Annotated in this window: 19 protein-coding genes and 1 pseudogene; 8 read left to right on the top strand and 12 right to left on the bottom strand. The window is 40.1% G+C overall.

Annotation, left to right across the window (positions count from 1 at the left end):
- Positions 1 to 35: 35 nt before the first annotated feature.
- Positions 36 to 521 carry a DUF4168 domain-containing protein gene (locus tag FJR37_RS12575; RefSeq protein WP_027403897.1) on the bottom strand — a complete coding sequence of 162 codons (486 nt, stop codon included), beginning with the start codon at positions 519 to 521 and terminating at the stop codon, positions 36 to 38.
- A 107-nt stretch (positions 522 to 628) separates the two neighbouring features.
- On the bottom strand, positions 629 to 1,615 hold the full coding sequence (gene holA / locus FJR37_RS12570) for a DNA polymerase III subunit delta (RefSeq protein WP_039200535.1): 987 nt from the start codon (positions 1,613 to 1,615) through the stop codon (positions 629 to 631).
- An 86-nt stretch (positions 1,616 to 1,701) separates the two neighbouring features.
- Here holA and FJR37_RS12565 point away from each other — a divergent pair, with 86 nt between their 5' ends.
- Entirely contained in the window at positions 1,702 to 2,487 is a 786-nt protein-coding gene (locus FJR37_RS12565; RefSeq protein WP_174763417.1) for a DUF1868 domain-containing protein, read from the top strand.
- Between the two features lie 302 nt (positions 2,488 to 2,789).
- Here the strand turns inward: FJR37_RS12565 and FJR37_RS12560 are convergent, their stop codons facing one another.
- Positions 2,790 to 5,441, bottom strand: coding sequence for a DUF3536 domain-containing protein (locus tag FJR37_RS12560; RefSeq protein WP_168466171.1), 2,652 nt, complete (start codon positions 5,439 to 5,441; stop codon positions 2,790 to 2,792).
- Between the two features lie 449 nt (positions 5,442 to 5,890).
- Between FJR37_RS12560 and cax the strand changes: the two genes are divergently transcribed.
- Positions 5,891 to 6,982, top strand: a complete 1,092-nt coding sequence (cax, locus tag FJR37_RS12555; protein ID WP_039200531.1) for a calcium/proton exchanger — start codon at positions 5,891 to 5,893, stop codon at positions 6,980 to 6,982.
- A gap of 525 nt (positions 6,983 to 7,507) precedes the next feature.
- Positions 7,508 to 8,065, top strand: a complete 558-nt coding sequence (locus tag FJR37_RS12550; RefSeq protein WP_254434575.1) for a peptidoglycan-binding protein — start codon at positions 7,508 to 7,510, stop codon at positions 8,063 to 8,065.
- 44 nt (positions 8,066 to 8,109) lie between these two features.
- On the opposite strand, the gene map is transcribed toward FJR37_RS12550, so the two are convergent.
- Entirely contained in the window at positions 8,110 to 8,937 is an 828-nt protein-coding gene (gene map / locus FJR37_RS12545; protein ID WP_039200540.1) for a type I methionyl aminopeptidase, read from the bottom strand.
- Between the two features lie 528 nt (positions 8,938 to 9,465).
- Between map and FJR37_RS12540 the strand changes: the two are divergent.
- Positions 9,466 to 10,140: pseudogene (locus FJR37_RS12540) on the top strand (Rpn family recombination-promoting nuclease/putative transposase); the annotation flags it as partial.
- A 292-nt stretch (positions 10,141 to 10,432) separates the two neighbouring features.
- Here the strand turns inward: FJR37_RS12540 and FJR37_RS12535 are convergent.
- The 6 genes from FJR37_RS12535 to FJR37_RS12505 form a co-directional block, all read right to left on the bottom strand.
- Positions 10,433 to 10,624, bottom strand: a complete 192-nt coding sequence (locus FJR37_RS12535) for a type II toxin-antitoxin system VapC family toxin (RefSeq protein WP_052149792.1) — start codon at positions 10,622 to 10,624, stop codon at positions 10,433 to 10,435.
- Positions 10,621 to 10,878, bottom strand: a complete 258-nt coding sequence (locus tag FJR37_RS12530) for a type II toxin-antitoxin system Phd/YefM family antitoxin (protein WP_039200538.1) — start codon at positions 10,876 to 10,878, stop codon at positions 10,621 to 10,623. The genes FJR37_RS12535 and FJR37_RS12530 overlap by 4 nt, the downstream gene beginning before the upstream one ends.
- A 484-nt stretch (positions 10,879 to 11,362) precedes the next feature.
- Positions 11,363 to 11,965: a hypothetical protein gene (locus FJR37_RS12525; protein ID WP_096666057.1), complete on the bottom strand. Its 603-nt coding sequence runs from the start codon at positions 11,963 to 11,965 to the stop codon at positions 11,363 to 11,365.
- A gap of 123 nt (positions 11,966 to 12,088) precedes the next feature.
- Positions 12,089 to 12,406, bottom strand: a complete 318-nt coding sequence (locus tag FJR37_RS12520) for a helix-turn-helix domain-containing protein (protein WP_168466170.1) — start codon at positions 12,404 to 12,406, stop codon at positions 12,089 to 12,091.
- 848 nt (positions 12,407 to 13,254) lie between these two features.
- Positions 13,255 to 13,668 carry a cupredoxin domain-containing protein gene (locus FJR37_RS12510; RefSeq protein ID WP_371416120.1) on the bottom strand — a complete coding sequence of 138 codons (414 nt, stop codon included), beginning with the start codon at positions 13,666 to 13,668 and terminating at the stop codon, positions 13,255 to 13,257.
- Between the two features lie 89 nt (positions 13,669 to 13,757).
- Positions 13,758 to 16,589, bottom strand: a complete 2,832-nt coding sequence (locus tag FJR37_RS12505; RefSeq protein WP_039201380.1) for a pitrilysin family protein — start codon at positions 16,587 to 16,589, stop codon at positions 13,758 to 13,760.
- A 66-nt stretch (positions 16,590 to 16,655) separates the two neighbouring features.
- Between FJR37_RS12505 and FJR37_RS12500 the strand changes: the two genes are divergently transcribed.
- Positions 16,656 to 16,793 (top strand): hypothetical protein, encoded by a 138-nt coding sequence (locus FJR37_RS12500; protein ID WP_168466168.1) that lies wholly within the window; start codon positions 16,656 to 16,658, stop codon positions 16,791 to 16,793.
- 39 nt (positions 16,794 to 16,832) lie between these two features.
- On the opposite strand, the gene FJR37_RS12495 is transcribed toward FJR37_RS12500, so the two are convergent.
- Together FJR37_RS12495 and FJR37_RS12490 are read right to left on the bottom strand one after the other, a co-directional pair.
- Positions 16,833 to 17,261 (bottom strand): VOC family protein, encoded by a 429-nt coding sequence (locus FJR37_RS12495; protein WP_168466167.1) that lies wholly within the window; start codon positions 17,259 to 17,261, stop codon positions 16,833 to 16,835.
- A 157-nt stretch (positions 17,262 to 17,418) separates the two neighbouring features.
- Positions 17,419 to 17,934, bottom strand: coding sequence for a TIGR02652 family protein (locus tag FJR37_RS12490; protein WP_027403906.1), 516 nt, complete (start codon positions 17,932 to 17,934; stop codon positions 17,419 to 17,421).
- Positions 17,935 to 18,173: 239 nt separating this feature from the next.
- On the opposite strand from FJR37_RS12490, the gene FJR37_RS12485 reads away from it, so the two are divergent.
- The 3 genes from FJR37_RS12485 to FJR37_RS12475 all read left to right on the top strand — a co-directional run bounded on the left by FJR37_RS12485 (position 18,174) and on the right by FJR37_RS12475 (position 20,337).
- Positions 18,174 to 18,677, top strand: coding sequence for a gamma carbonic anhydrase family protein (locus tag FJR37_RS12485; protein WP_039201373.1), 504 nt, complete (start codon positions 18,174 to 18,176; stop codon positions 18,675 to 18,677).
- Between the two features lie 191 nt (positions 18,678 to 18,868).
- On the top strand, positions 18,869 to 18,994 hold the full coding sequence (locus FJR37_RS12480) for a photosystem II protein Y (protein ID WP_168466166.1): 126 nt from the start codon (positions 18,869 to 18,871) through the stop codon (positions 18,992 to 18,994).
- Between the two features lie 71 nt (positions 18,995 to 19,065).
- Positions 19,066 to 20,337 (top strand): folylpolyglutamate synthase/dihydrofolate synthase family protein, encoded by a 1,272-nt coding sequence (locus FJR37_RS12475; RefSeq protein WP_168466165.1) that lies wholly within the window; start codon positions 19,066 to 19,068, stop codon positions 20,335 to 20,337.
- Positions 20,338 to 20,818 lie beyond the last annotated feature (481 nt).

The raw sequence follows: 20,818 nt of genomic DNA, 5'->3' as shown, positions 1-20,818 counted from the left end.
CCCCTTGCCTCTTGCCTCTTGTAATTTAAGGTTATTTATTGGGAAGTTTTTGAGGGAGAATCCTTTTGTAAGCGTAGTAATGTATTATAAAGCTGTCGTTTTAAATTACTGTTTTTTTGGATTTCTACGGTAATTTTGTTAAATTGCTCGATGGTGAGACCACTATCCTCAACTATCTTTTGAGAATGGTTGCAATAATTTACGGCAATATCTTTGGCTTTGTTTGGTAGTGTAATGAAACTTTTGGAATCATTACAGATTACTTGGGGAATGTCTTTGCTACCGATCAGGTTTTTAATTTCTTTAAAGGCCTGCTGACGGGCTGGCTCCATGCCTAATACAGCTTTTGCGTAATTAGTTACTTCTGTACTGTTAAGGTTTAAAGTTTGAGCAGTTACTTTGGAATTGAGGCCAAAAGTCCCGGAAATCAGGCTTGTACTGGTAATAGTTGCCAAGATCAAGGATTGATAGAGGGTTCTCTGCAACCGTTTGGTTAAATAAAGACTATAAGTTTTGAGCATACAACAGGTGACACAGAGGGAAAATAGGGAATAACATAATATGTTTGAATTATTTTCTGAATTAGAAGTTCCAGTCAAGATTGAAATTGAATATTTCGATGTGGGTATTAAGTGCGGCGGCATATTTGACAAAGTTCGATGACTTTAGTTTGCAGTGTTGAGGTTTCGGATGCACCTTGCTTAAGGCTGACTTCTAATTCTAATAGCAGTGGTAAGGCAGAGATGAGTTGCTGTAGGGGGAGGGATTTGACTTCTTGCTGTAGGAAGTAGATGCGTTTGGGGTTAGAGATTTCAGCACCTTGAGCGATCGCTTGGGGGTTGCGTTCACCACTGTCCATCATCATTTTGACTAATAACCAGGTGCGAAATTGACCAATGAGTGTGGCAACTATCCGTAAACCTGGTTCTGCGGCATTACTGAGATCGCCTAAGATTCCTAAAGCTTTTGGGGTATCTCCTGTTCTGATGGCTGTTGCTAATTGTAAGGTATTTTGAGTAGTATTTCTGACTAACTCAGATACTGTATTCACGTCTAAGGGTTTGTTCCTGTCTCCGCTGTAGAGGCGTAATTTTTCGAGTTCATTGTAGAGAAGACGGGTATCATTGCCTACGGATTCAGCTAATAGTTCGGCTACTAGGGGACTGATTTTTAGACCGATGGTTTGAGCGACTTGTTGAACTGATTGGACTAAAAGTTCGGTTTTCCAAGGGGGAATGAGGGAAAATTCGGAAATTGTTGCAAATTGTTTGAGGAGTTTTGTGCTTTTCAGTCGTTCATCTGGTTTGTTGCGACTGGTTAATAGTAAGGTAGAGTCTGGAGGGATGACTTTAAGAGTGCGTTGTAATTCTGCGAGGATGTGGTCTGGACAATTTTGCCCCAGAGTGGTGTTGATGAGCCATACGAAACGCCCACCAGCACCGAATGGCGGTGTCATTGCTTGATTTAAAGCTTGGATGATAGGATCGGGTTGATCTGGAGGAAATGAGGTATAGTTAAAACTAGTCCACAGGGGATCAAGAATGCGATCGCGCAAAGTGACTACGGCTTTTTCCATCGCAAAATCATCTTCGCCCCAGTAAACATATATTGGCATGGTGATTTAATTAAAATTAAAAATTAATTTGGTCAAATTGAGTAAATCTCCCTACAATCTATCAAAAGAGCGCAAGGTGATCAAGATTGGACGACAACTACCAAACTTATTTAAATCGGGTAGCACGCATGACGCTACCAGAAGCTTACAAAACCCAGATTCAGCATATTCAGGAATCTTCTAAATTTCGAGTTCATGCTGGAGTCAGAGAGGCTACACCCTTTCCAGGCTATACGCTGATTACCCCACCAGCACAAGAAGATGCAAACAACGCTGCTTTTTACAGCCAAATACAAGCCTATCAACAGCAATTATTAGAGTTACCCATTGCTAGTGATTTGATTGTACCTGTTCCTCCTGCTAGTTTTCATGTGACGGTGGCAGATTTAATTTGGGACAGCGCTTTTCATCATGCTTGTGCAAAAAACCCTCAATTTGCTGAAGATTTGAATTCTCAATTAGCTCAGAGGTTTCAAGAATATCAAAAATTGATGACAAAGGGATCACCTATATCTTGGCAAATGTTAGGATTGATTGTCATGCCCAGGGCTGTGGGTATGTGTTTAGTACCAAAAGATAAACGTTCCTATGAGGAAATTATTCAATTTCGGCGGATAATTTATCAAAATCGCACATTAATGGGTTTGGGTATTGAGCAGCATTATCATTTTACAGCCCATCTGACATTGGGTTACTTTGGCGAAATTCCCCCAGAATTAAACAGGGTAAACCTGACTACCATGTTTTGTGAGTTTAATCAATCATTGCCGTTAGATACGCCAGATTTTCTCATTGATAAGGTGGAATTACGAAAATTTGATAATATGACCCATTATTATCGTCAACCAGACTGGCCAAGTGTAAATTTCTAAGTCAATGGGGGTTTAGCAAAAGCTTAATGGTGTCAACTTAAGCTACAGATGGCTTATGTGTTTGGCTTCCACACCCACCCAGAAATGATAGTGTAGCGTGGCGTTAGCCATATTTCATGGCTAATAGTCAAAGTTTACAGAAATATCCGGTAAGCGTAAACCTTAGTGGCTAAAGCCGCTGAGATATAAGCGACTCGTGCGGTTTTAACCGCATAGAGTTTCTTTTTGGCAAAGGTGGGTTAAAAAGATCAGAGAATTTATCTTTTGCGTTCTATAGTGTTGGCAATGCCCACAGAACAAGTTTATGGCAATTTATCTAAATAAGGACTGACATCAACAGCTAATTTTTGTCCTAGTTTCAGTAATTGACGACATTGCATAGTTTCTGCTTCACTATCAAGACTGGTAATTCGTGGCAATATTTGACTGTGTAAACAACTCCAATAGAGTTCTTGGGAATGGTTTAAATTAATGCCAAGATGTAATTTATAACCAACATCAATTAATCGTTCTAACCGCTGAATATCTGCATCTATCTTGCTATTGGCAGCATATAATAATTGCCACAATAACCGGACTATTAATTGTTCTAAAATTTGATTACCATCGGGAATATTCAATTGACAACGCAGATGTTCAGATTCAGTAGCGATCGCTTCCAACTCTCCAATCAAATTCCAGCTTAATTGCAATTCAGTAATATCTTGTTCTAGAGATTTCAACGTTGTCAGACAACGATACCCCAAAGCAATTTCCGCCGCTACCTGTAATTCTCGTGGTACTTCCAACTCATCCCGATGAAAAGCCATAATCACACCGTAATTATCACGATATGCCTGAGTATATAACTGGTCTAATCGTGCCAGTGTATCCTGACTCAACAACCGCATAATCCGGTGACGTTCTTCCGCAAATAAAGTCTGTAAACTAAAGGTATCGTCCCCAAATAATTGAGTCATCACCAAAATCACATGAGCGATACTAGCCTGTTGCAGGGACGTAAACAGCTTTTCCTTGATTTGACTATAGTTACGTCGTCCGGCAAACTGCTGAATACAGCAATGAAAATCCCAACCACCCAAATGCAAAACCGCAAATACTAAATTTTCACTTTCCCAAGTAATATCTGACACTAGCTGCAAATGCCCCACTGCCATAGTTAATGGTCCCAAGCTTTGCTTATGATAATCTAGCTCATGGGCATTATAGCAATAAACACGCTGATGAGGAATATGGTGATGTTTATCTGTTTGTTGTTGAGGGAGAGTATTTTTGTGATGATTAAAAAGGGAAGTAATAGCGTAATGGGAAGCAACTTGTTTAAAATCAATTTGGGCAGTTAGCACTAACTGACGATATATCTCCGCCCCATGTTTAAACTCTTCCACATTACTAGGAGCTAAACCCAAACGTTTAAGAAAGCCTTTTTCTAATTGTACACCTGCCACATCTCCTGCTAATTCTAAAGCGCGAGAGGCATAACGCAAAATCTGTGTTCCCTCTGGGCGAGAAATTTCCTCAAAAAACCAGCCGCAACTGGTGAACATCAGCAAAGAGTGACGCTGCATTTCCAACAAGCGTAAAGCTTCTACCTGTTCAGCCGCTTGGAGTTTGCGAGTTTGATGGTGAGATAGAAACCGATTAATATTAGCGGGAGTGCGATCGCCCATGACATGAATATATTCGTCCCTCGCTTGCCAAGGATCACGAAATAAGGGATTACCATATTCCTCATAGACATCAATTAACTGATCTCGCAGCCAATTTAACGCATTACGTAAGGGTCGTCGCCATTTTTGATGCCACACACCCCCTTCACCACCACAACCACAATCATCTTGCCATCTATCCACACCGTGAGCGCAACTCCAAGCCGTTACCGACTTTAATTTTACTTCCCAAGAGGGAGGATTTAAACTTAAATAGTGGGCAAAATTGGTGACAGTCCAACCATGACGGGGAAACTCACCGATAAAGGCATAGGCTAAAGTCTTCTCTGTACCTTTTTTGTGATGTCCAAAGGTTTCCCCATCTGTAGCCACAGAAATTAATTGGGACTGACGATGATCCCCGCGAATAGCCGCCCCAATCCGTCCTGCAAAATGATGGGAATTGTAGACAACATCACTAAAACCCATATCCCGCGAAATTGGACCATCGTAGAAAAAGATATCAATATAGGCAGTTGATGTTTTTGCAGACTCGTCACTATCTAAATAACAGCGATAAGGACGAGTAGGATCAATCTGATTACCCCCCACCTCATGCCATTGACTACTATAACCATCTCCTGTGGGGATTGGACGACAACGCTGGGCTTGAGAAGGAGCTAAAATGATAAATTTAATGCCTTCCGCTACCAAGGCTTCTAAAGTGGCATAATCTACGGCTGTTTCCGCCAACCACATTCCTTCAGGATCACGACCAAAGCGAGAGCGGAAATCTTCCTTACCCCAGCGAATTTGTGTATGTTTATCCCGTTCATTGGCTAGAGGCAGGATAATGTGATTATAGACTTGAGCGATCGCATTGCCATGACCATTGAGGCGATCGCAGCTTTTAGCATCAGCCTCCAAAATCCGCTGATAAACCTCCATATCGTAGCGTTCTAACCACGACATCAGCGTTGGACCGATATTAAAGCTCATGTACTCATAATTATTGACAATCTTCACAACCTCGCCTCGGTCATTGAAGACCCTAGCAAAAGCATTAGGACGATAGCATTCCCAATGAATCCGCTCATTCCAGTCATGAAAAGGACTAGCACTAGGTTGACGTTCAATCGCATCAAGATAGGGATTTTCTCTAGGAGGTTGATAAAAATGCCCATGAACTGTAACATAAACACCCTGAGCAGTTTTCAGGGGATCATGTTCAGGACTGGATTTAGGCTCTTGATCTAATGGTAATATTGAGTCATAACTACTTGGTATTTCCGCTGCCAAAGTCATATATCTTTATCCAAATAAATGTGTAATTTTGAAGAATATTCTTACTATATATACCTTTTTACAATTGTTGTCACTGTGAGGAATAGAAGTTCAGAAGTATGGCTAACGCCACGCTACCATGAGGTAGGGGCGCAGGGCCTGCGCCCATTCAGGAGTATGGCTAACGCCACGCTACGCTATCAGGAGTTCAGGAGGAAGAATTTGCTCAATCACCAATAAGTAGGTTGGCGTTGAAAATTGTCGTTATAGCAAGGCAAGAGGCAAGAGGCGAAAGTAAAGAAGTTTTCAGCGATTTTACGTTTCTTTACACAGTTTGGTTTTATTGTGTTCACCTACTTAACCAATGACCAATGACTAATGACTAATGACTAATGTACAGATATGATAGGTATTCAAATGCACATGATATTTTAGACATTGTGTAAAAATCCCCTGAACTAAAGGTAAAAATGTCAATCAAGAATATTATTTTCACCATTCTGCTGCTGTTTATACCCATATCTCTAGCAGCCCACTTTTTAGAATGGGGAGACTTAATAGTTTTCATCACCGCAGCATTAGCGATTCTCCCCCTAGCAGCGTGGATGGGTACAGCTACCGAAGAAATCACCGTAGTCGTCGGTCCAGGAATAGGCGGATTTTTAAACGCGACCTTTGGCAACGCCACAGAATTGATTATCGCCTTAGTTGCCCTGAACGCGGGTTTAATAGATGTCGTTAAAGCCAGTATCACAGGTTCAATTATCAGTAACTTACTCCTAGTTATGGGCTTATCCATGCTACTAGGGGGAATTCGTTACAAAGAACAAACATTTGAGTCTGTTGTAGCGCGAGTAAATGCTTCCTCCATGAACTTAGCAGTAATTGCTATTTTGCTACCAACAGCCATGAACTATACCTCCATAGGTATTAGCGAAGCAACCGTGCAAAATCTCTCCCTAGCTGTAGCCATCGTCTTAATTTTAGTTTACGGACTAACACTACTATTTTCGATGAAAACTCATGCTTATTTGTATGAAGTTGGCGTAGCAGAAATAGAAGAAGACGAAGTTACCCATGAAAAACCAAATGTCTGGTTATGGAGTGGTGTGCTTTTAGTTTGTACCCTGTTAGTTGCCTGGGAGTCAGAATTGCTAGTTGATTCCTTAGAAGTCGCTACATCTAAACTAGGTCTAAGCGCACTATTTACCGGGGTAATTTTAGTTCCCATTATCGGTAACGCTGCTGAACACGCCACCGCAGTCACCGTAGCCATGAAAAATAAAATGGATCTGGCTATGTCTGTCGCTGTAGGTTCAAGTATGCAAATTGCCCTGTTTGTTGCCCCAGTCTTAGTAATTGCCGGTTGGATAGTTGGACAACCAATGGATTTAGATTTTAACCCCTTTGAATTAGTAGCTGTTGCTGTATCAGTTTTAATTGCTAATAGCATTAGTTCCGATGGTAAATCTAATTGGTTAGAAGGAACATTACTTCTAGCAGCTTATACTGTCTTGGGTTTTGCCTTCTACTTCCATCCAGTTACTAATGGTATGAGTTAATTAAACTATGCCACAGTGCTGATATCTTTATTGACCCATTGGCAAATACCGCAACCAATTTATTAAAGATCTGATATTCCCAATCTAATCAATTGGGATTTTTTATCCTTTACCAAGACCTAAATATTTTTTTGATAATTTTAACTCCCCTAAGATAGATGAATAAAATTCATAATAATTATAGTCTCAAATCAGATCATTCTTCCGATATTAACCGCTAGTACCGCCAGGCGGAAGTTAAAAATCAAAAGCAATAGGTCATAAGCTTTTTAGCGAGTGAGAATGGCTGGGTTATTTAAGCCGCAGTGTACTAGATTTATTGTGAGAATCTTTACAAAAAAGAGAATGGGGAATAGGGATTTTTATTTGTTCCCATTTATTCTCCAGATATTCAATTAATTTTGCTCGGATACCTGTATACAGGTATTATATTTAATTTTCTAAATAACTCAGTACCATTCTAAATTGCCTCTACTTTTCTTTTGCTATTTACTACTTTATAAATAAGCACGGCGATAAAATAAAATGACTGAAATCGGACTGCTGATGATGGGTGTATTGAATCCAAAACCACTAAATGTACCCCATTTTCTCTCACAGAAAATCTTTCCCAGAGAGAATGGTATGGGTTTAACAAATCATCAATCCAATAAATTAGCTGTTTACCCTCAAATTACACCGCCAGAATTTACTCAAATCGGTATAACTTCCCCAAATCATCTTTCAATCCTCTCATTCCGAAGGCACAAAATCTTTGAGCAAATAACCCAAAAACAGATGCCCCTCAGTTCTTTTAAAGTAGCTGATGCTAGCAATATCCCCATAACAAAAAAAAGAGGTATTCCGGTATCCACAAGATATCCCAGAACCCAGAACCAACCCATGCCGGTTATTAGTTTTGGTAGTTCAGGTATATCTGTGAGAGCTTTACAAAAACTTTTAATTGCCAACGGTTATGGAATACCTATTGATGGAGTTTTTGGACCAGTCACCGAAACTGCTGTCAGAGCTTTTCAAAATCGTCGCCGTCTATCAACAGATGGTGTAGTTGGTCAAAAAACTTGGTGGGAACTAACAATGTAATTGGTAATTGGTTATATAAATCATCTAAATCACAAGAATGATAGTTAAAGATGAGTTCTATCAGTCAAAATTTCATACCCACTATCTGTAACTAACACAGTATGCTCAAATTGAGCAGATAAAGCATTATCAACTGTTACCGCAGTCCATCTATCAGCTAAAATTCGGGTATTCTTAGAACCAGCATTTAAAATTGGTTCAATTGCTAAAGTCATCCCTGAGCGCAATTTAACATTTGGTATCTCACGAGTCCGGTAGTTAAATACCGCTGGTTCTTCGTGTAGATTTCTACCTACACCATGACCAGTAAATTGTTCCACCACTGTAAAACCATTAGCTTTGACATGATCTTCAATTGCACCTGCAATCTCCGTCAAATGTACACCAGCTTTTACCTGTTCAATCCCTTTATATAAAGATTCTTCCGCTATTTTAATCAGTCTTGCGGCTTCAGTTGTTACATTACCCACCGCGATAGTAATGCAGGAATCGCCGTGAAAGCCTTGATAAAAAGCGCCTGTATCAACTTTTAATACATCTCCTGCCCGAATTACCTTTTTAGGGCTAGGAATTCCATGTACAACTTCATGATTAATACTAGAGCAAATCGAGGCGGGGAAGCCATGATACCCTTTAAAGCTGGGAGTGGCATCCATTTCGCGGATGCGTTTTTCCGCATAAGCATCTAAATCAGCCGTTGTCATTCCTGGTTGCACTAACTCAGAAATTTCTTTAAGAACAGTTGCCACAATCTTCGCCGATTGCCGCATAATTTCGATTTCACGGGCTGATTTAATTTCAATCCCTCGGCGTTGTTGTTTTTCAGGTTTTGGCTGTGCTGGTTGGGAAAGTAGGTTGGTGAAAATATTCATCATGAAGTTTAGGAATTAGGGGTGCTTTTACCGGTTAGCTGTGAAGTTGTTGAGATTTATTGGCAAAAAATATCTATATTTACGTTAACTTATTTTTGCATCTTTAGAAAAACACAGATAAGTGTACAAAATTAATTACCAACTAATTTTTATGTTCCCTGTTCCGGTGTTCCCTCTCTCAACGAGTGAATTTAATTTTGTCTGACTACTTATAATCTACTGATCTCCTATCATCCTTAAATACCCTGGTTCGTTCGCGTCAACATTGGGGAGCGATGGCAGGTTTATGTATCTCTGACGGAGGCGTTAGACATGGTGTGGCCTATCCCTTTGGGAGCATAAGGTATCAGCCATAACCCAACATTTATAAGCATTTGTTAAGTTGCGCCGTCTATTAACCGAACAGTGTTGTATTATCCTCCTTGTGTAAGAGGATGTTTGAAAAGTGGTATTCCGTAATTTTCATCACATTGCTACCCCCCTTAGTCCCCCCTTGTAAAGGGGGGAAACAATAAAAATCCAGTTCCCATCTTTTTTGCTGAAGTTCAATTTCAGAAAGACGAAGCTCTCTATCATCGGTTTTTTACTGAGTCGCTGACGTATTTGTACCGGAATCAGTCGAACTACGATGACTGGTACTGTGTGATAATTTTTCCATCACGCAGTTTGTCACCAAAGGATACAAGAACTCATCGAATGTTTTTGAACAGCGACCAAGTGCAGTGTATTTATCTGGATGAGTTAGGAAGTTTCAATACTCTACCAATAGGTATTAATTTAATGCAGTTGACCATCGCCTCCGAAAAAATCATGGCAGAGCAAGCGCGTCTACTCATTGAACGGGTACAATTAGAGTCAACTGGCTCACTGCCGAAAAACGAAATCATAGATATTATCACCACGATTGCTGTTTACAAGTTTTCATCTTTGAGTAGAGAGGAAGTAGAAGCTATGCTGGGAGTGACTTTAGAGGAAACAAGGGTTTATCAAGAAGCGAAAGCTGAGGGTCGAGAACAAGGTCGGGAACAAGGTCGAGAACAAGGTCGAGAGCAAGGTCGAGAAGAACGGGAAGCTGAAATGTTGAAAGTTACCGTCCCCCTGTTACTAAAAACAGGAATGAGCGTAGAAGAGATTGCTCAAAAACTCAATGTTAATGTAGAATCTGTCAGGCTCTCCGCACAGGAGAACACGGACAATTCGTAGAAAACTACAAAGATTTTGAGTATTTTAGCTGATTGACAAAAGTCGCTTTATAGGGATTGTGGTAGCAAAACACCCAGCGTAGGCGATCGCTTTGATGATGGGAGATTGAGGGGCGATAGCGAAGCGCTCCGTAGGAATCGCTTTTTAGCAGACAAAATAAACTACCATTCAACTTGAACTGAGTAATTAGCAAAAACAGAATCACAACTGATCAAAAGGATCTTTATGATACAGGGGTAAACTATCTAAAGCTAAGATATGAGCAACAGTAACTGGTAATATTTCGATGTAATTATTTTGTTTCTAAAGTTTTATTTAATGTTAGTTTACCTAACTGCTGTTTAATTTGTATTTCCCAGAGACTAACAACACTCAATAATCTAAGATTATCTTTATTCGTCAATAGCTCTAAGACTCTTTGAGACAGTTTTGATGGCTGACTATCCCAAAAAATAAAAGTATGTGTATCTAACAGTAATTTCATGGATTTTGCAACCAAAATTCATCGGATAAAGGTTGATCAAAATCATCACTTATGACTATTGCACCTAAATTTAATCCGGGAAGTGGAGTATTTTCTGATTCCCAGACATTTGGCTCAATAGAATTAAGTAGAGTTAATCTAGCAATGGGAGTATTCCCATCAGTAATTACTATTTCTTGGTCATTTTGAATCAAGGAGAGTAATTGACTAACACTGATTTGTAATTGTTGAATATCCAGTGTTTTGGTTGACATAGTTGTTACTTTGAACATTATATTTGTCTATTATAGCTTAATCTTTCCAAAGCGTAACTTACCTTTCAGATTAAAAGTAGCTTGCTTCCCTGTAGGGATAAGAGGTTGTTTGAAAAGTATTATATCAAACCGGTAATCTCCAAAAACCTAACCCCCCTACCCCCCTTCCCTGCAAGGGAATGGGGGTTTTAAAGCCTCTCCCCTTGCAGGGGAGAGGTTTGGAGAGGGGTCAGTCTATACATTCAAAACTTTTCAAACACCCTCTAAGGCGATTCCTGCGGAGCGCTTCGCTATCGCCCTACTTATCCCCAAGAGCGATCGCTCTTCTTTCATCAAAGTCATTTTACCGGAAAGCGATCGCTTTTCTGATTTGCGGAAGGCGATTCCTGCGGAGCGCTTCGCTATCGCCCCACTTATCCATCAAGCGGTATTTTACCGGAAAGTGCGATCGCTACTTCCTGACCCAACAACCCCAACGCCTACCTCAGCCATTCTGGGACATCCAAATCAGAAAGCTCAAAATTTGATCAACTGGTGGTACTGGATAATCATTCAAGTCAATGGTTACTGTTTGTCCTTCTAGTTGGAGAAACCGCCAAACCGTACCACTTGTCACCGTTCCGTAAATTGTGGAAATCGGCTGCTGCTTCTGTTGATTAAAGCGTTGTGCTGCTACCATTTCGGCTAAACATTGTCCCAGTCCTGGTTTTAGGTCTTCTTTTTTCGCTTCCACCAAAACCACTGCCGGGGCTTTAATATACAATTGCTCTGGAGAGCGACTAATCAGAAAATCAACATAACCCGTCAAATCAACCTCTGGCTGCACGTTGAACTCTTCGCCGGAAAAGACACTAATTTGTCCATGAAGCTGACGTTTGACTTCTAGTAAAACGGGATTGATAATGCCTTCAGAACGCGCTTTTTCACTACCTACTGCAACTGCCCAAGGTATGGTTTCTTTCAATGTGTCTTTGAGCAAAGAACTCGGATTAAATGGGGAAATCTCTGGTAGAAAGCGATCGCCTTCAACAATTGTCAGTTGAAAATCATCTACAGCTTTACTCAAAGTAAATTTACTATAAGGCATAAAAGTTTTCTCGATAATTGGTAATATAAAGACATTTTACCGAAAAGCGATCGCCTTGATAATGGGAAATTGAGGGGCGTAGCGTAGCCCGTCCTAGACATCGCGCAAAAGTGTGACAAGTTCCTATTCTTGATAATCACTCAGAAGTATAGGTTCTTTATTCAGAACTCTGACAATAATTTCGATAGTTCCACCCAAAGCATTCACAACCGCTCGCAGCGTATTTAATTCCAGATTTTGCCTACGTTCCAGCTTGGATACTGCTGGTTGCTGCACCTCAAGCCGCTCTGCTAATTCTGATTGAGATAAACCGAGTTCTTCTCGCAGATGTTTCAGTGTAATTTCTTCCAGATGAATCTGGGAAGTTCTTGTTTCAATCAGTTCTCGTCTCTCTTTGGGAAGTTTATTTAACTCTTCAGATAGGGTTGTATATTTTGTCATTAATTTTCCTCTTTAAGTATTTCTAGATATTTTTCATACCGTTGATCTGCGATGGGAATATTTTCCTTGTACCACCGCTTATTACAAAAGAAGGGAACAGGGAACAGGGAACAGGGAACAGGGAGCAAATAAGGAATGTGAATTAAATAAGGTGCAAAAGTAGGGTGTGTTAGCGACAGCGTAACGCACCATTCCAGGTTACATCAGAATTGCAGGTTATTAAATTTGCGTTCCTAAGAAACTTTATAAGTGCTTTATCGGAATTGCGATCGCCCTACTTATCCCCAAGAGCGATCGCTTTTTTGTGGAGGGATGGGAAATTATCGCTCCATTTATTACTAATCAAATGATTAAGCCGTGTTGAGTATAATAGTCCAAGTTTTAACCGTTTAGAGTATATTTTATTAACATTGGGGTATTATGGTTTGGGGAGTATTCCGAGGTAAGCGATCGCTTATGATTATCACCAAATAGAACGAAAGGCACGGAAGCCACTTGGCAATAGATGCGTGGAGGAAGTGCCAACGGCGAATTTATTCGCGGTGACATGATAGAATTAATTAGCAAGTAGGAATAACCATCAGCGCAAAGAAGTGTTTTATTAAGGAGAAACCCCTGATTTATCTCGTCTCGGCATAGCTGTAGCCTGGGTAAACAAGCAATGGTAAATCATGGAGCGTTTAACATTAAAAATTGATGGACTCACAAAAGCAGCAAAAAAAAAATCAAAAGTAAGCGCAATTGCAATACCTGTCGTACTGGTAGTTGCCTTGAGCGTCTAGGAGGATAATTGACTATCCTTTTTAAGCAAGTCTTAAAGAATCTGCGTGTCTTTAGACCGCAGAGTGTCAACTAATCACAATTTCTCCTTTCATTCCAGCTTCTGTGTGTCCAGCTATAGTACATCCTAAAGCATATTTACCTGGTTTCATGGGGACAAATACCCATTCTGCTTTTGCACCAGGTTTAAGTTCTAATTCGTGAATATTCCCTTTAATTTCTACATTGCCGGCTTCGACTTTTTGAGTCCAAATTGCATCAGCAAAGTCTTTAGCGGTAAAATAATGTTTTTGTGAGCTAGGATTACTTAATTTAAGATTGTAGCGTTTACCAGAGGTAAATTCTAAATGATTTGGCTCAAATTTTAATTCATTAACAACATTACCCAAGCTAACTTTAATCTCTATTGGTGGTTGTTTGAGGAGATTACTAGATAGATTCTCTGCTGTTGCTGGAGACGTACCCATTATTACTAGACTCATTAGCAGAGAGAATAAACAAATCAAAAAGTTACTCATGGCTCAATGGATAATTGTCAATCACACCTGTTCCCATTATCCATGAACCACATTCATTTAATCTTTTTTTGTGCCAGAATTTGTGGACCGGCGGTGACAACAACAATTTTATCAGGGTGAAGTAATTCACGAGCGGTTTGATTGACTTGATTGAGATTGACTTGTTCTATTTTGCTGATAAATGAGCGCAATTCTATCTGATTCAAGCCGTAAACTTCATTCATCACCATTTTTTGACTTAACTGTTCGGGATTGGCCAAAGAAATATTATAATTGCTGATTAAATTGCGTTTAGCTGTTTCTACTTCCTGTGCTGTCACACCTTGTTGATGAACTTGTTTCAGGAGGTTGCGGGTACTGGAAATTGCTTTGCGTGCGTCTTCTGGACTGGTTTGCATTTCAATGAGAAATGTACCAACATTCTTACCTGTGATGAAATTGCTATAAATTCCGTAGGTTAGTCCTTGGCGATCGCGCACTTCTGCCCCCAGTCTACTTGATAATGTATCACCTCCGAGAATTTGATTCAAGATCATCGCCGCATAAAATCGTTTATCTTGACGATTAATTCCCGTATAACCCATGTAAGTAATCGCTTGGGGTTTACCAGGAACAACAGGATTAACATTAATTACATTTTTTGGCATCCCCACATTGGGATATTTTACTGTTGGTGGTTGCCCTTTAACTTGCCAATCTCCTAATTTTGCTTGAATGAGCGATCGCACTTTGTTAACATCAAAATCACCGACAATGGCTAAAACTGTAGTATCAGGGCGATAATGTTGCGCTTTAAAAGCTATCACATCTCGACGTTGAATTTTGCTAATACTCTCCGCAGTCGGAAAGGTATGTAATGGATGTTTTTTCGGATAAATGGACTGCACAAAGATCCGATTTGCAACCTTATCGGCATCATCTAAATCTGAATCTAAGGAAGTTAAAGCTTGTTGACGCGCCAGAGCAAACTCTTTTTCAGGAAATGTACTATTTCTAATTACATCCGTCAAAGTCCCCAGCAAAATAGGTAAATCCACCGCTAAACTACTACCTTTAATCTGCACACCTTCACGATAAGCTTCAAAATTCAAATTTGCGCCCTTTGCCTCTAATCCTTTGGCAATAGTCCGCATATCTTGATTTTTAGTGCCATTCATCAGATTTACTGCCACTAAAGAAGCTAATCCTCCCTGATTGTCGGACTCAAATTCTGTTCCCGCTTTAATATTGCCGCTTAAAGTAACTGTCGGCGTAGTTTTATCTGGTAACAGTAGTATGCGTAACCCATTAGCAAGTTGTAATTGCTGGGGTATTTGTCTTTTCTCAGCTTTGGGTAATATGTCTAAAGGTGGTAAATACTGCTGAACCTCCGCAGGAACTACAGCTACATCAGTACCAAAATTCTCTTGTGTTGGTGTTGAATAAGATGAACTTTGAATTGTTGCTACTTGTTTAGTCGGTTCAAAAAATCCCACTTTCCGTGCTTCTGGTTGCAAGTATTTATTGATGACATTAATCACATCAGCAACTTGAACCTTACGAATATTTACTAAGTGATTTTCTGTATATTGGTAATTATCCGTCGTGATTTGATCATTACCCAACTGCATAGCTTGATTGGTAATATCACGGTTATTTAAAATTACTGAAGCCGTTAATTGAGTTTTGGCTCGTTCTACTTGTTCCTTTGTCACACCAATTTTAACAAGTTTATCCAGAGCCTTGATTACCGCCGCATCAAGTTTAGTTAAATCCTGAGTTCCCACAGATGTCACTAATATTTCATACCAACCACCCGCGCGTAAACTAGCGACATTTGCCAAAACATCATGAGCTAAACCTGATTCAACTAGCTCCTGATATAAGTAAGAATTTTTACCCGCAGTCAAAATATAATCCATGACTTCCAGTGCGGGGATATCTGGTTGATTGATTTGAGGAAGTGGGTAAATTATTTGTAGTAATGGATTTCCCCCCGGTTCTTGTAACTTAATCACAGGTGCAGAAGTAGCGGTTGGGGATGGAGTTATGAGCTTATGGGGTGAATATTGACGTTTAGGGATTTTACCAAAAACAGTTTCTACCTTTTTTAAAGTTTGTGAGGTGTCAAAATCTCCCGCAATTACCAAAACAGCATTGTTAGGACTATAGAATTTTTGGTAATATTCCCTTACCTGTTCAACTGTGAATTTTTCCACATCAGCTTTAGTCCCACCAATGGGTAATCTATAGGGATGATCAGGAAAAACCGACATCATCACAGCGCGATTCAGCCTATATGCTGGGCTATTTTCATAACCTTGTAATTCAGAAATAACTACTCGCTTCTCACTAGCTAACTGTTGAGGATCTATTAGTGAGTTTTTCATCCTATCAGCTTCTAGCGTCAACAGAGCGGTGAGTTTATCTCGTTCTGCCGTATTGTAATATGCAGTTTGGTCATAACTGGTAAAAGCATTAGAATCACTGCCTAAAGCACTAAATAACCGCCCAAATTGAATCGGACGATTGCTAGTACCTTTAAACATAAGATGCTCTAATTGATGGGCAATACCATTTACACCAGATGCTTCTTGACCTGAGCCAAACTTGTACCACACCTGTACTGTGACTACAGGAGCATTATGAACCTCTTTAGTGAGAACAGTTAACCCATTATCAAGGACTGTTTTCCGAACATTTGCTGTAATAGCGAGATTTGATGTTTCCTTAGCGACTAGTGTTTTATGAGATTTTTCTGGGTCGAAGTTGTGGAGACGGGGAGAAAAATCCGCCTTATCTCCGCTAAAAGCAGCATCTTGATGGAAGATAAAAGCTGCTATTACCCAGATACTCAAGATAAATAAGGAAAAGCGATGTCGTTGTGCGATAGAGAAAAAAGACATACTCTTTGGCGAATAGCTATATGTAATTTAAGTTACATATATTGATTGACTGAGAAAATTGGGCAAATGTTTCTGTACCTCATGGAAGGAGTCAGGATTATGGCTAACGCCACGCTGCGCTATCAGGAGGTAGGGGCGCAGGGACTGCGCCCATTCAGGAGTATGGATAACGCCACGCTGCGCTATCAGGAGGAAGAAGAATAGTTTTCACCAATTACCAATTACCTGTTCCCTGTTCCCTTTTCAAGTTGATTTATGCAAAAACCGCAAAAATTCCAGAGGCAACCCGTCAAAATCAGCGATAAACGCAAATTCTAAAATGTTATCGCCAATTTGCTGCTGTGTAGGTTCTAAAAGAATTTTCAGGGGTGGTAAATTTTCTATTGTTGCTAACCGTGTTCTTAAACTTTCCAACCAAGTTGGTAAATCTGGTGTTATCTGTGTCACATCAAACGCCAGATGATAATAGCCTACATAATGCTCATCATTAAAAGCATCTGGGGCTGGTTTGGGTTGGGGAATTTGGATGAGTTCAATTCGAGTCCCTAAACCTTCCATCCAGCAAGCTAGAGTATAACCGGTAGTGAAGCGATCGCCCACCGTAAACCCTAGCTGCTCATAAAAAGCGATCGCTAAATGGATATTTGCCGTTCTAATAGAAGCATGGTGCATAATTTTGTCAGTTGTCCTTTGTCCTTTGTCAGTAGTCAGTAGTCAGTTGTCAGTTGTTCTTTGTCCGTTGTCCGTTGTCCATTGTCCGTTGTTGGTCGTTACTTCTTTATTACCACTGACCACTGACCACTGACCACTGACCACTGACTACTGACCATTACTCAAACAACCGAAAATATGGATAACGCACCGGCACACCAGGTTCTTTATCCAAATCAAAGTTAATTACTTCCCAGCAAGGTTCAGCAGCGGAATCGGGGCTAAACTCTACAGGTAAGCCATATAATCGCGCCCCCGTAGCAACTTCCCCTTGTCCAGAACGCCAAGGTGTACTCCGTTCTAAATAGCCACTCATCAACTCCTGATAACGGTTAGCAACAATAATCCTCGTAGCTCGATAACCTTGAGTATAAAGCTTGTCCAAAGCTTCATGAATTTCAAAGCGAATCCCATCAGGATGAGTATGTTGACGATACCATTCTCCATCCCATCTGCGCCAATGACGACCAGACTGTAAATGAACTAACTCCCCAGTTTTGGGTTCAGCTTCAAATGCGCCATGACGAGGACATAAATAAGTATCCGTCAATGTCAATGCCGAAATCGTTTGGCGACAGTGAGGACACTGTATTTCAGGGCCAAATATCGGGTACTGAAAGCCTGGATTTATCATGAAGTGCGTATAAACATAATATTGTGTTTTTTGCCAGCACCGGTAGGTTTAACTTTACACTCCTGTTCCACCACTTTAGATAACTTGCTCAATGCTACATAAAATGAAGATAGTGCTTGAGAAGAAGTTTCACAACCGCCTAACGATAGAAGGTTAATGTCGTGATATTCTGGTTTCGCAACCAGTTCTAAAGGTTGGAGTTTCTCCAGTGTTCCTGGGTACCATATCCATATTCTATCGTGTCTATCTCTTCCGTCTGGAAATCTCCAGAATTTTCTCAAGCTGCTTTTGTGGCAGCAAACGCCATCATTATTGGTTCTGTCACCATAGCAGCCAAAGCCAGCATTTGGTATGGATCTGTGGTGAGAGGTGATGTAGAACGCATTGAAATTGGCGAATGTACAAATATTCAAGACGGGGCAATTCTTCATGGTGATCTTGGTGTCCCCACAATCTTAGAAGATCATGTCACTGTCGGTCATCGCGCTGTGGTACATTCTGCTCACATTGAGCGTGGTTGTTTAATTGGTATTGGGGCAATAGTCTTAAATGGCGTAAGAGTCGGCACAGGTAGCATTATCGGCGCAGGTGCAGTGGTCACCAAAAATGTACCCCCCGGTTCTCTAGTCATGGGTATTCCCGCTAAAGTAGTCCGTCAACTCGCAGACACTGAAATCACCGAACTCATCGAACACGCCGAAAAATACCACCAATTAGCCCTTCTTCACGCTGCTAATGGCTAGGAAGAGGCAGGGGGCAGGGGGCAGGGGGCAGGGGAAAATGACCAATGACCAATGACCAATGACCAATGACCAATGACTTTTAATCAAACTTTACATAGAATCTGGGAAAAATTCCCCAATTTAGATAAAAATAAAAGTTGAGAACTGTTGACAAAACTTAAGATTTTTTAATTTACAGAGGGATTCTAGATATGGACCTTGATAATCGTGTATTAATTGTTTTAGCACCTGTAGCGATCGCTGCCGGTTGGGCTGTTTTCAATATCGGTGCTGCTGCTCTTAGACAAATACAAAACTTTTTGAGCAAAGAAGCGTAATTTAGGGAACAGGGAACAGGGAACAGGGAAGAAATTACCAATTACCAATTAATTACCAATTACCGATTCTCATGAACGTAGATTCCCTGCTTCAACCCTTTCAGCATTTTGGTGTGAATTTGGGATTGTCTCGGATTGTCAACTTACTGGCAACCTTGGGAAATCCCCATCACCAAGTGCCAATTATTCATGTAGCTGGAACTAACGGTAAAGGTTCTGTTTGTGCTTACCTGTCTGCGGTACTTACTGAGGCTGGTTATAAAACTGGACGCTACACATCGCCCCATTTAATAGATTGGACAGAAAGAATCTGTATTAATGAATATCCAATTGATAGTAATAACCTGTGTGAATTAATACTACAAGTTCAAGCAGCTATTAATCCAGAAGAAGAATCACCAACCCAATTTGAAGTCATTACCGCTGCGGCTTGGTTATATTTTGCCCAGCAACAAGTTGATATTGCCGTGATAGAAGTAGGATTAGGGGGGCGTTTAGATGCTACTAATGTCTGCAATAATCCTTTGGTTACAGTTATTACTTCTATTAGTCGAGAACATTGGCAACAACTTGGACCAACTGTAGCCCATATTGCCAGAGAAAAAGCCGGAATTATTAAACCGGGATGTCCTGTGGTGGTGGGTTCATTGCCAGAATCTGCGGAAAATGTTGTAAAATCGCGGATTCTAGAGTTAGAATGCCCAATTTTTACCCCACAACCATCTGATCAAATTCATCAAAACTGGGCAGAATATCAAAAAATATCAAGTCCAGAAACAATCAAATATCCCTTACCATTACAGGGAAAAATTCAATTACATAACTCAGCTTTAGCTTTAGCTGCTTTGGAAATATTGCAAAAACAAAATTGGCAAATTTCTGAGAAAGCTATGATTAATGGTATGGCTAAAACCAAGTGGCCAGGGAGAATGCAATGGACAACATGGAAAAGCCATAAACTCCTCATTGACGGCGCACACAACCCAGCCTCAGCCACAGTTTTACGTGATTATGTAGATACTCTCAATATCAAAAATATAACTTGGGTAATGGGAATGCTGGCAACTAAAGATCATGGTGAGATTTTTCAGGAACTTCTCAAAGCAGGAGATAAATTATATTTAGTTCCAGTACCCGATAGCAATTCAGCAGATTTAGCAGAATTAACTAAGTTAGCAATATCAATTTGTCCAGATTTGAATTTTTGTCATATATATCAAGATGTATTTTCAGCTTTAGAGACTGCTTTTAGTGCTACAGATAATCAAGTTGTTTTATGTGGTTCTTTGTATTTAATTGGTAATTTTTTAGCATCTTTGTCTGATAGCGAAGCGTGGCGTTAGCCATATCAGGATGTCCAGGATTTGAGGATTTATAGATTTATAGGATTGTTATTGATAAGTTAATGGTTTGATTTTGTATCTTTTTTGTCTGATAGCGAAGCGTGGCGTTAGCCATATCAGGATGTCCAGGATTTGAGGATTTACAGGATTATTATTTTGATGTAACCCCGTGATAAACTCATCAAATGCTTGTCTCACTGTCTTATTGTCATTCTGAGTGTTAGCGAAGAATCTCGGAGATTCCTCACTATCGTTCGGAATGACAACGGGGGTGTTATCGAATTTGTTTTTTAGGTTTATTTCAGGATGTGATTGATTAATTGATGGTTTGATTTTGTGTCTTTTTTTTGTCAGAATCAGGATGTCCAGGATGAAAGGATTTACAGGATGTTATTGATTAACTTTCTGTTGGTATCAAAATTGAAAGAGATTAAATAATGATTTAATCTATGTTTATCATCTTTTCCTAAACAAAATAAAT

The organism is Aphanizomenon sp. UHCC 0183, from assembly GCF_009712065.1.
In the GTDB taxonomy this organism is placed as follows: domain Bacteria; phylum Cyanobacteriota; class Cyanobacteriia; order Cyanobacteriales; family Nostocaceae; genus Dolichospermum; species Dolichospermum heterosporum.
The sequence above is the reverse complement of the archived record's forward strand: the minus strand, read 5'-3'. Positions and strand labels throughout refer to the sequence as shown.

Coding starts and splice junctions, on each gene's coding strand:
- FJR37_RS12575 (WP_027403897.1), bottom strand. CDS start 521: ATGCTCAAAACTTATAGTCTTTATTTAACCAAACGGTTGCAGAGAACC.
- holA (WP_039200535.1), bottom strand. CDS start 1,615: ATGCCAATATATGTTTACTGGGGCGAAGATGATTTTGCGATGGAAAAA.
- FJR37_RS12560 (WP_168466171.1), bottom strand. CDS start 5,441: ATGACTTTGGCAGCGGAAATACCAAGTAGTTATGACTCAATATTACCA.
- cax (WP_039200531.1), top strand. CDS start 5,891: ATGTCAATCAAGAATATTATTTTCACCATTCTGCTGCTGTTTATACCC.
- FJR37_RS12550 (WP_254434575.1), top strand. CDS start 7,508: ATGACTGAAATCGGACTGCTGATGATGGGTGTATTGAATCCAAAACCA.
- map (WP_039200540.1), bottom strand. CDS start 8,937: ATGAATATTTTCACCAACCTACTTTCCCAACCAGCACAGCCAAAACCT.
- FJR37_RS12535 (WP_052149792.1), bottom strand. CDS start 10,624: ATGAAATTACTGTTAGATACACATACTTTTATTTTTTGGGATAGTCAG.
- FJR37_RS12530 (WP_039200538.1), bottom strand. CDS start 10,878: ATGTCAACCAAAACACTGGATATTCAACAATTACAAATCAGTGTTAGT.
- FJR37_RS12525 (WP_096666057.1), bottom strand. CDS start 11,965: ATGCCTTATAGTAAATTTACTTTGAGTAAAGCTGTAGATGATTTTCAA.
- FJR37_RS12520 (WP_168466170.1), bottom strand. CDS start 12,406: ATGACAAAATATACAACCCTATCTGAAGAGTTAAATAAACTTCCCAAA.
- FJR37_RS12510 (WP_371416120.1), bottom strand. CDS start 13,668: ATGAGTCTAGTAATAATGGGTACGTCTCCAGCAACAGCAGAGAATCTA.
- FJR37_RS12505 (WP_039201380.1), bottom strand. CDS start 16,589: ATGTCTTTTTTCTCTATCGCACAACGACATCGCTTTTCCTTATTTATC.
- FJR37_RS12500 (WP_168466168.1), top strand. CDS start 16,656: ATGTTTCTGTACCTCATGGAAGGAGTCAGGATTATGGCTAACGCCACG.
- FJR37_RS12495 (WP_168466167.1), bottom strand. CDS start 17,261: ATGCACCATGCTTCTATTAGAACGGCAAATATCCATTTAGCGATCGCT.
- FJR37_RS12490 (WP_027403906.1), bottom strand. CDS start 17,934: ATGATAAATCCAGGCTTTCAGTACCCGATATTTGGCCCTGAAATACAG.
- FJR37_RS12480 (WP_168466166.1), top strand. CDS start 18,869: ATGGACCTTGATAATCGTGTATTAATTGTTTTAGCACCTGTAGCGATC.
- FJR37_RS12475 (WP_168466165.1), top strand. CDS start 19,066: ATGAACGTAGATTCCCTGCTTCAACCCTTTCAGCATTTTGGTGTGAAT.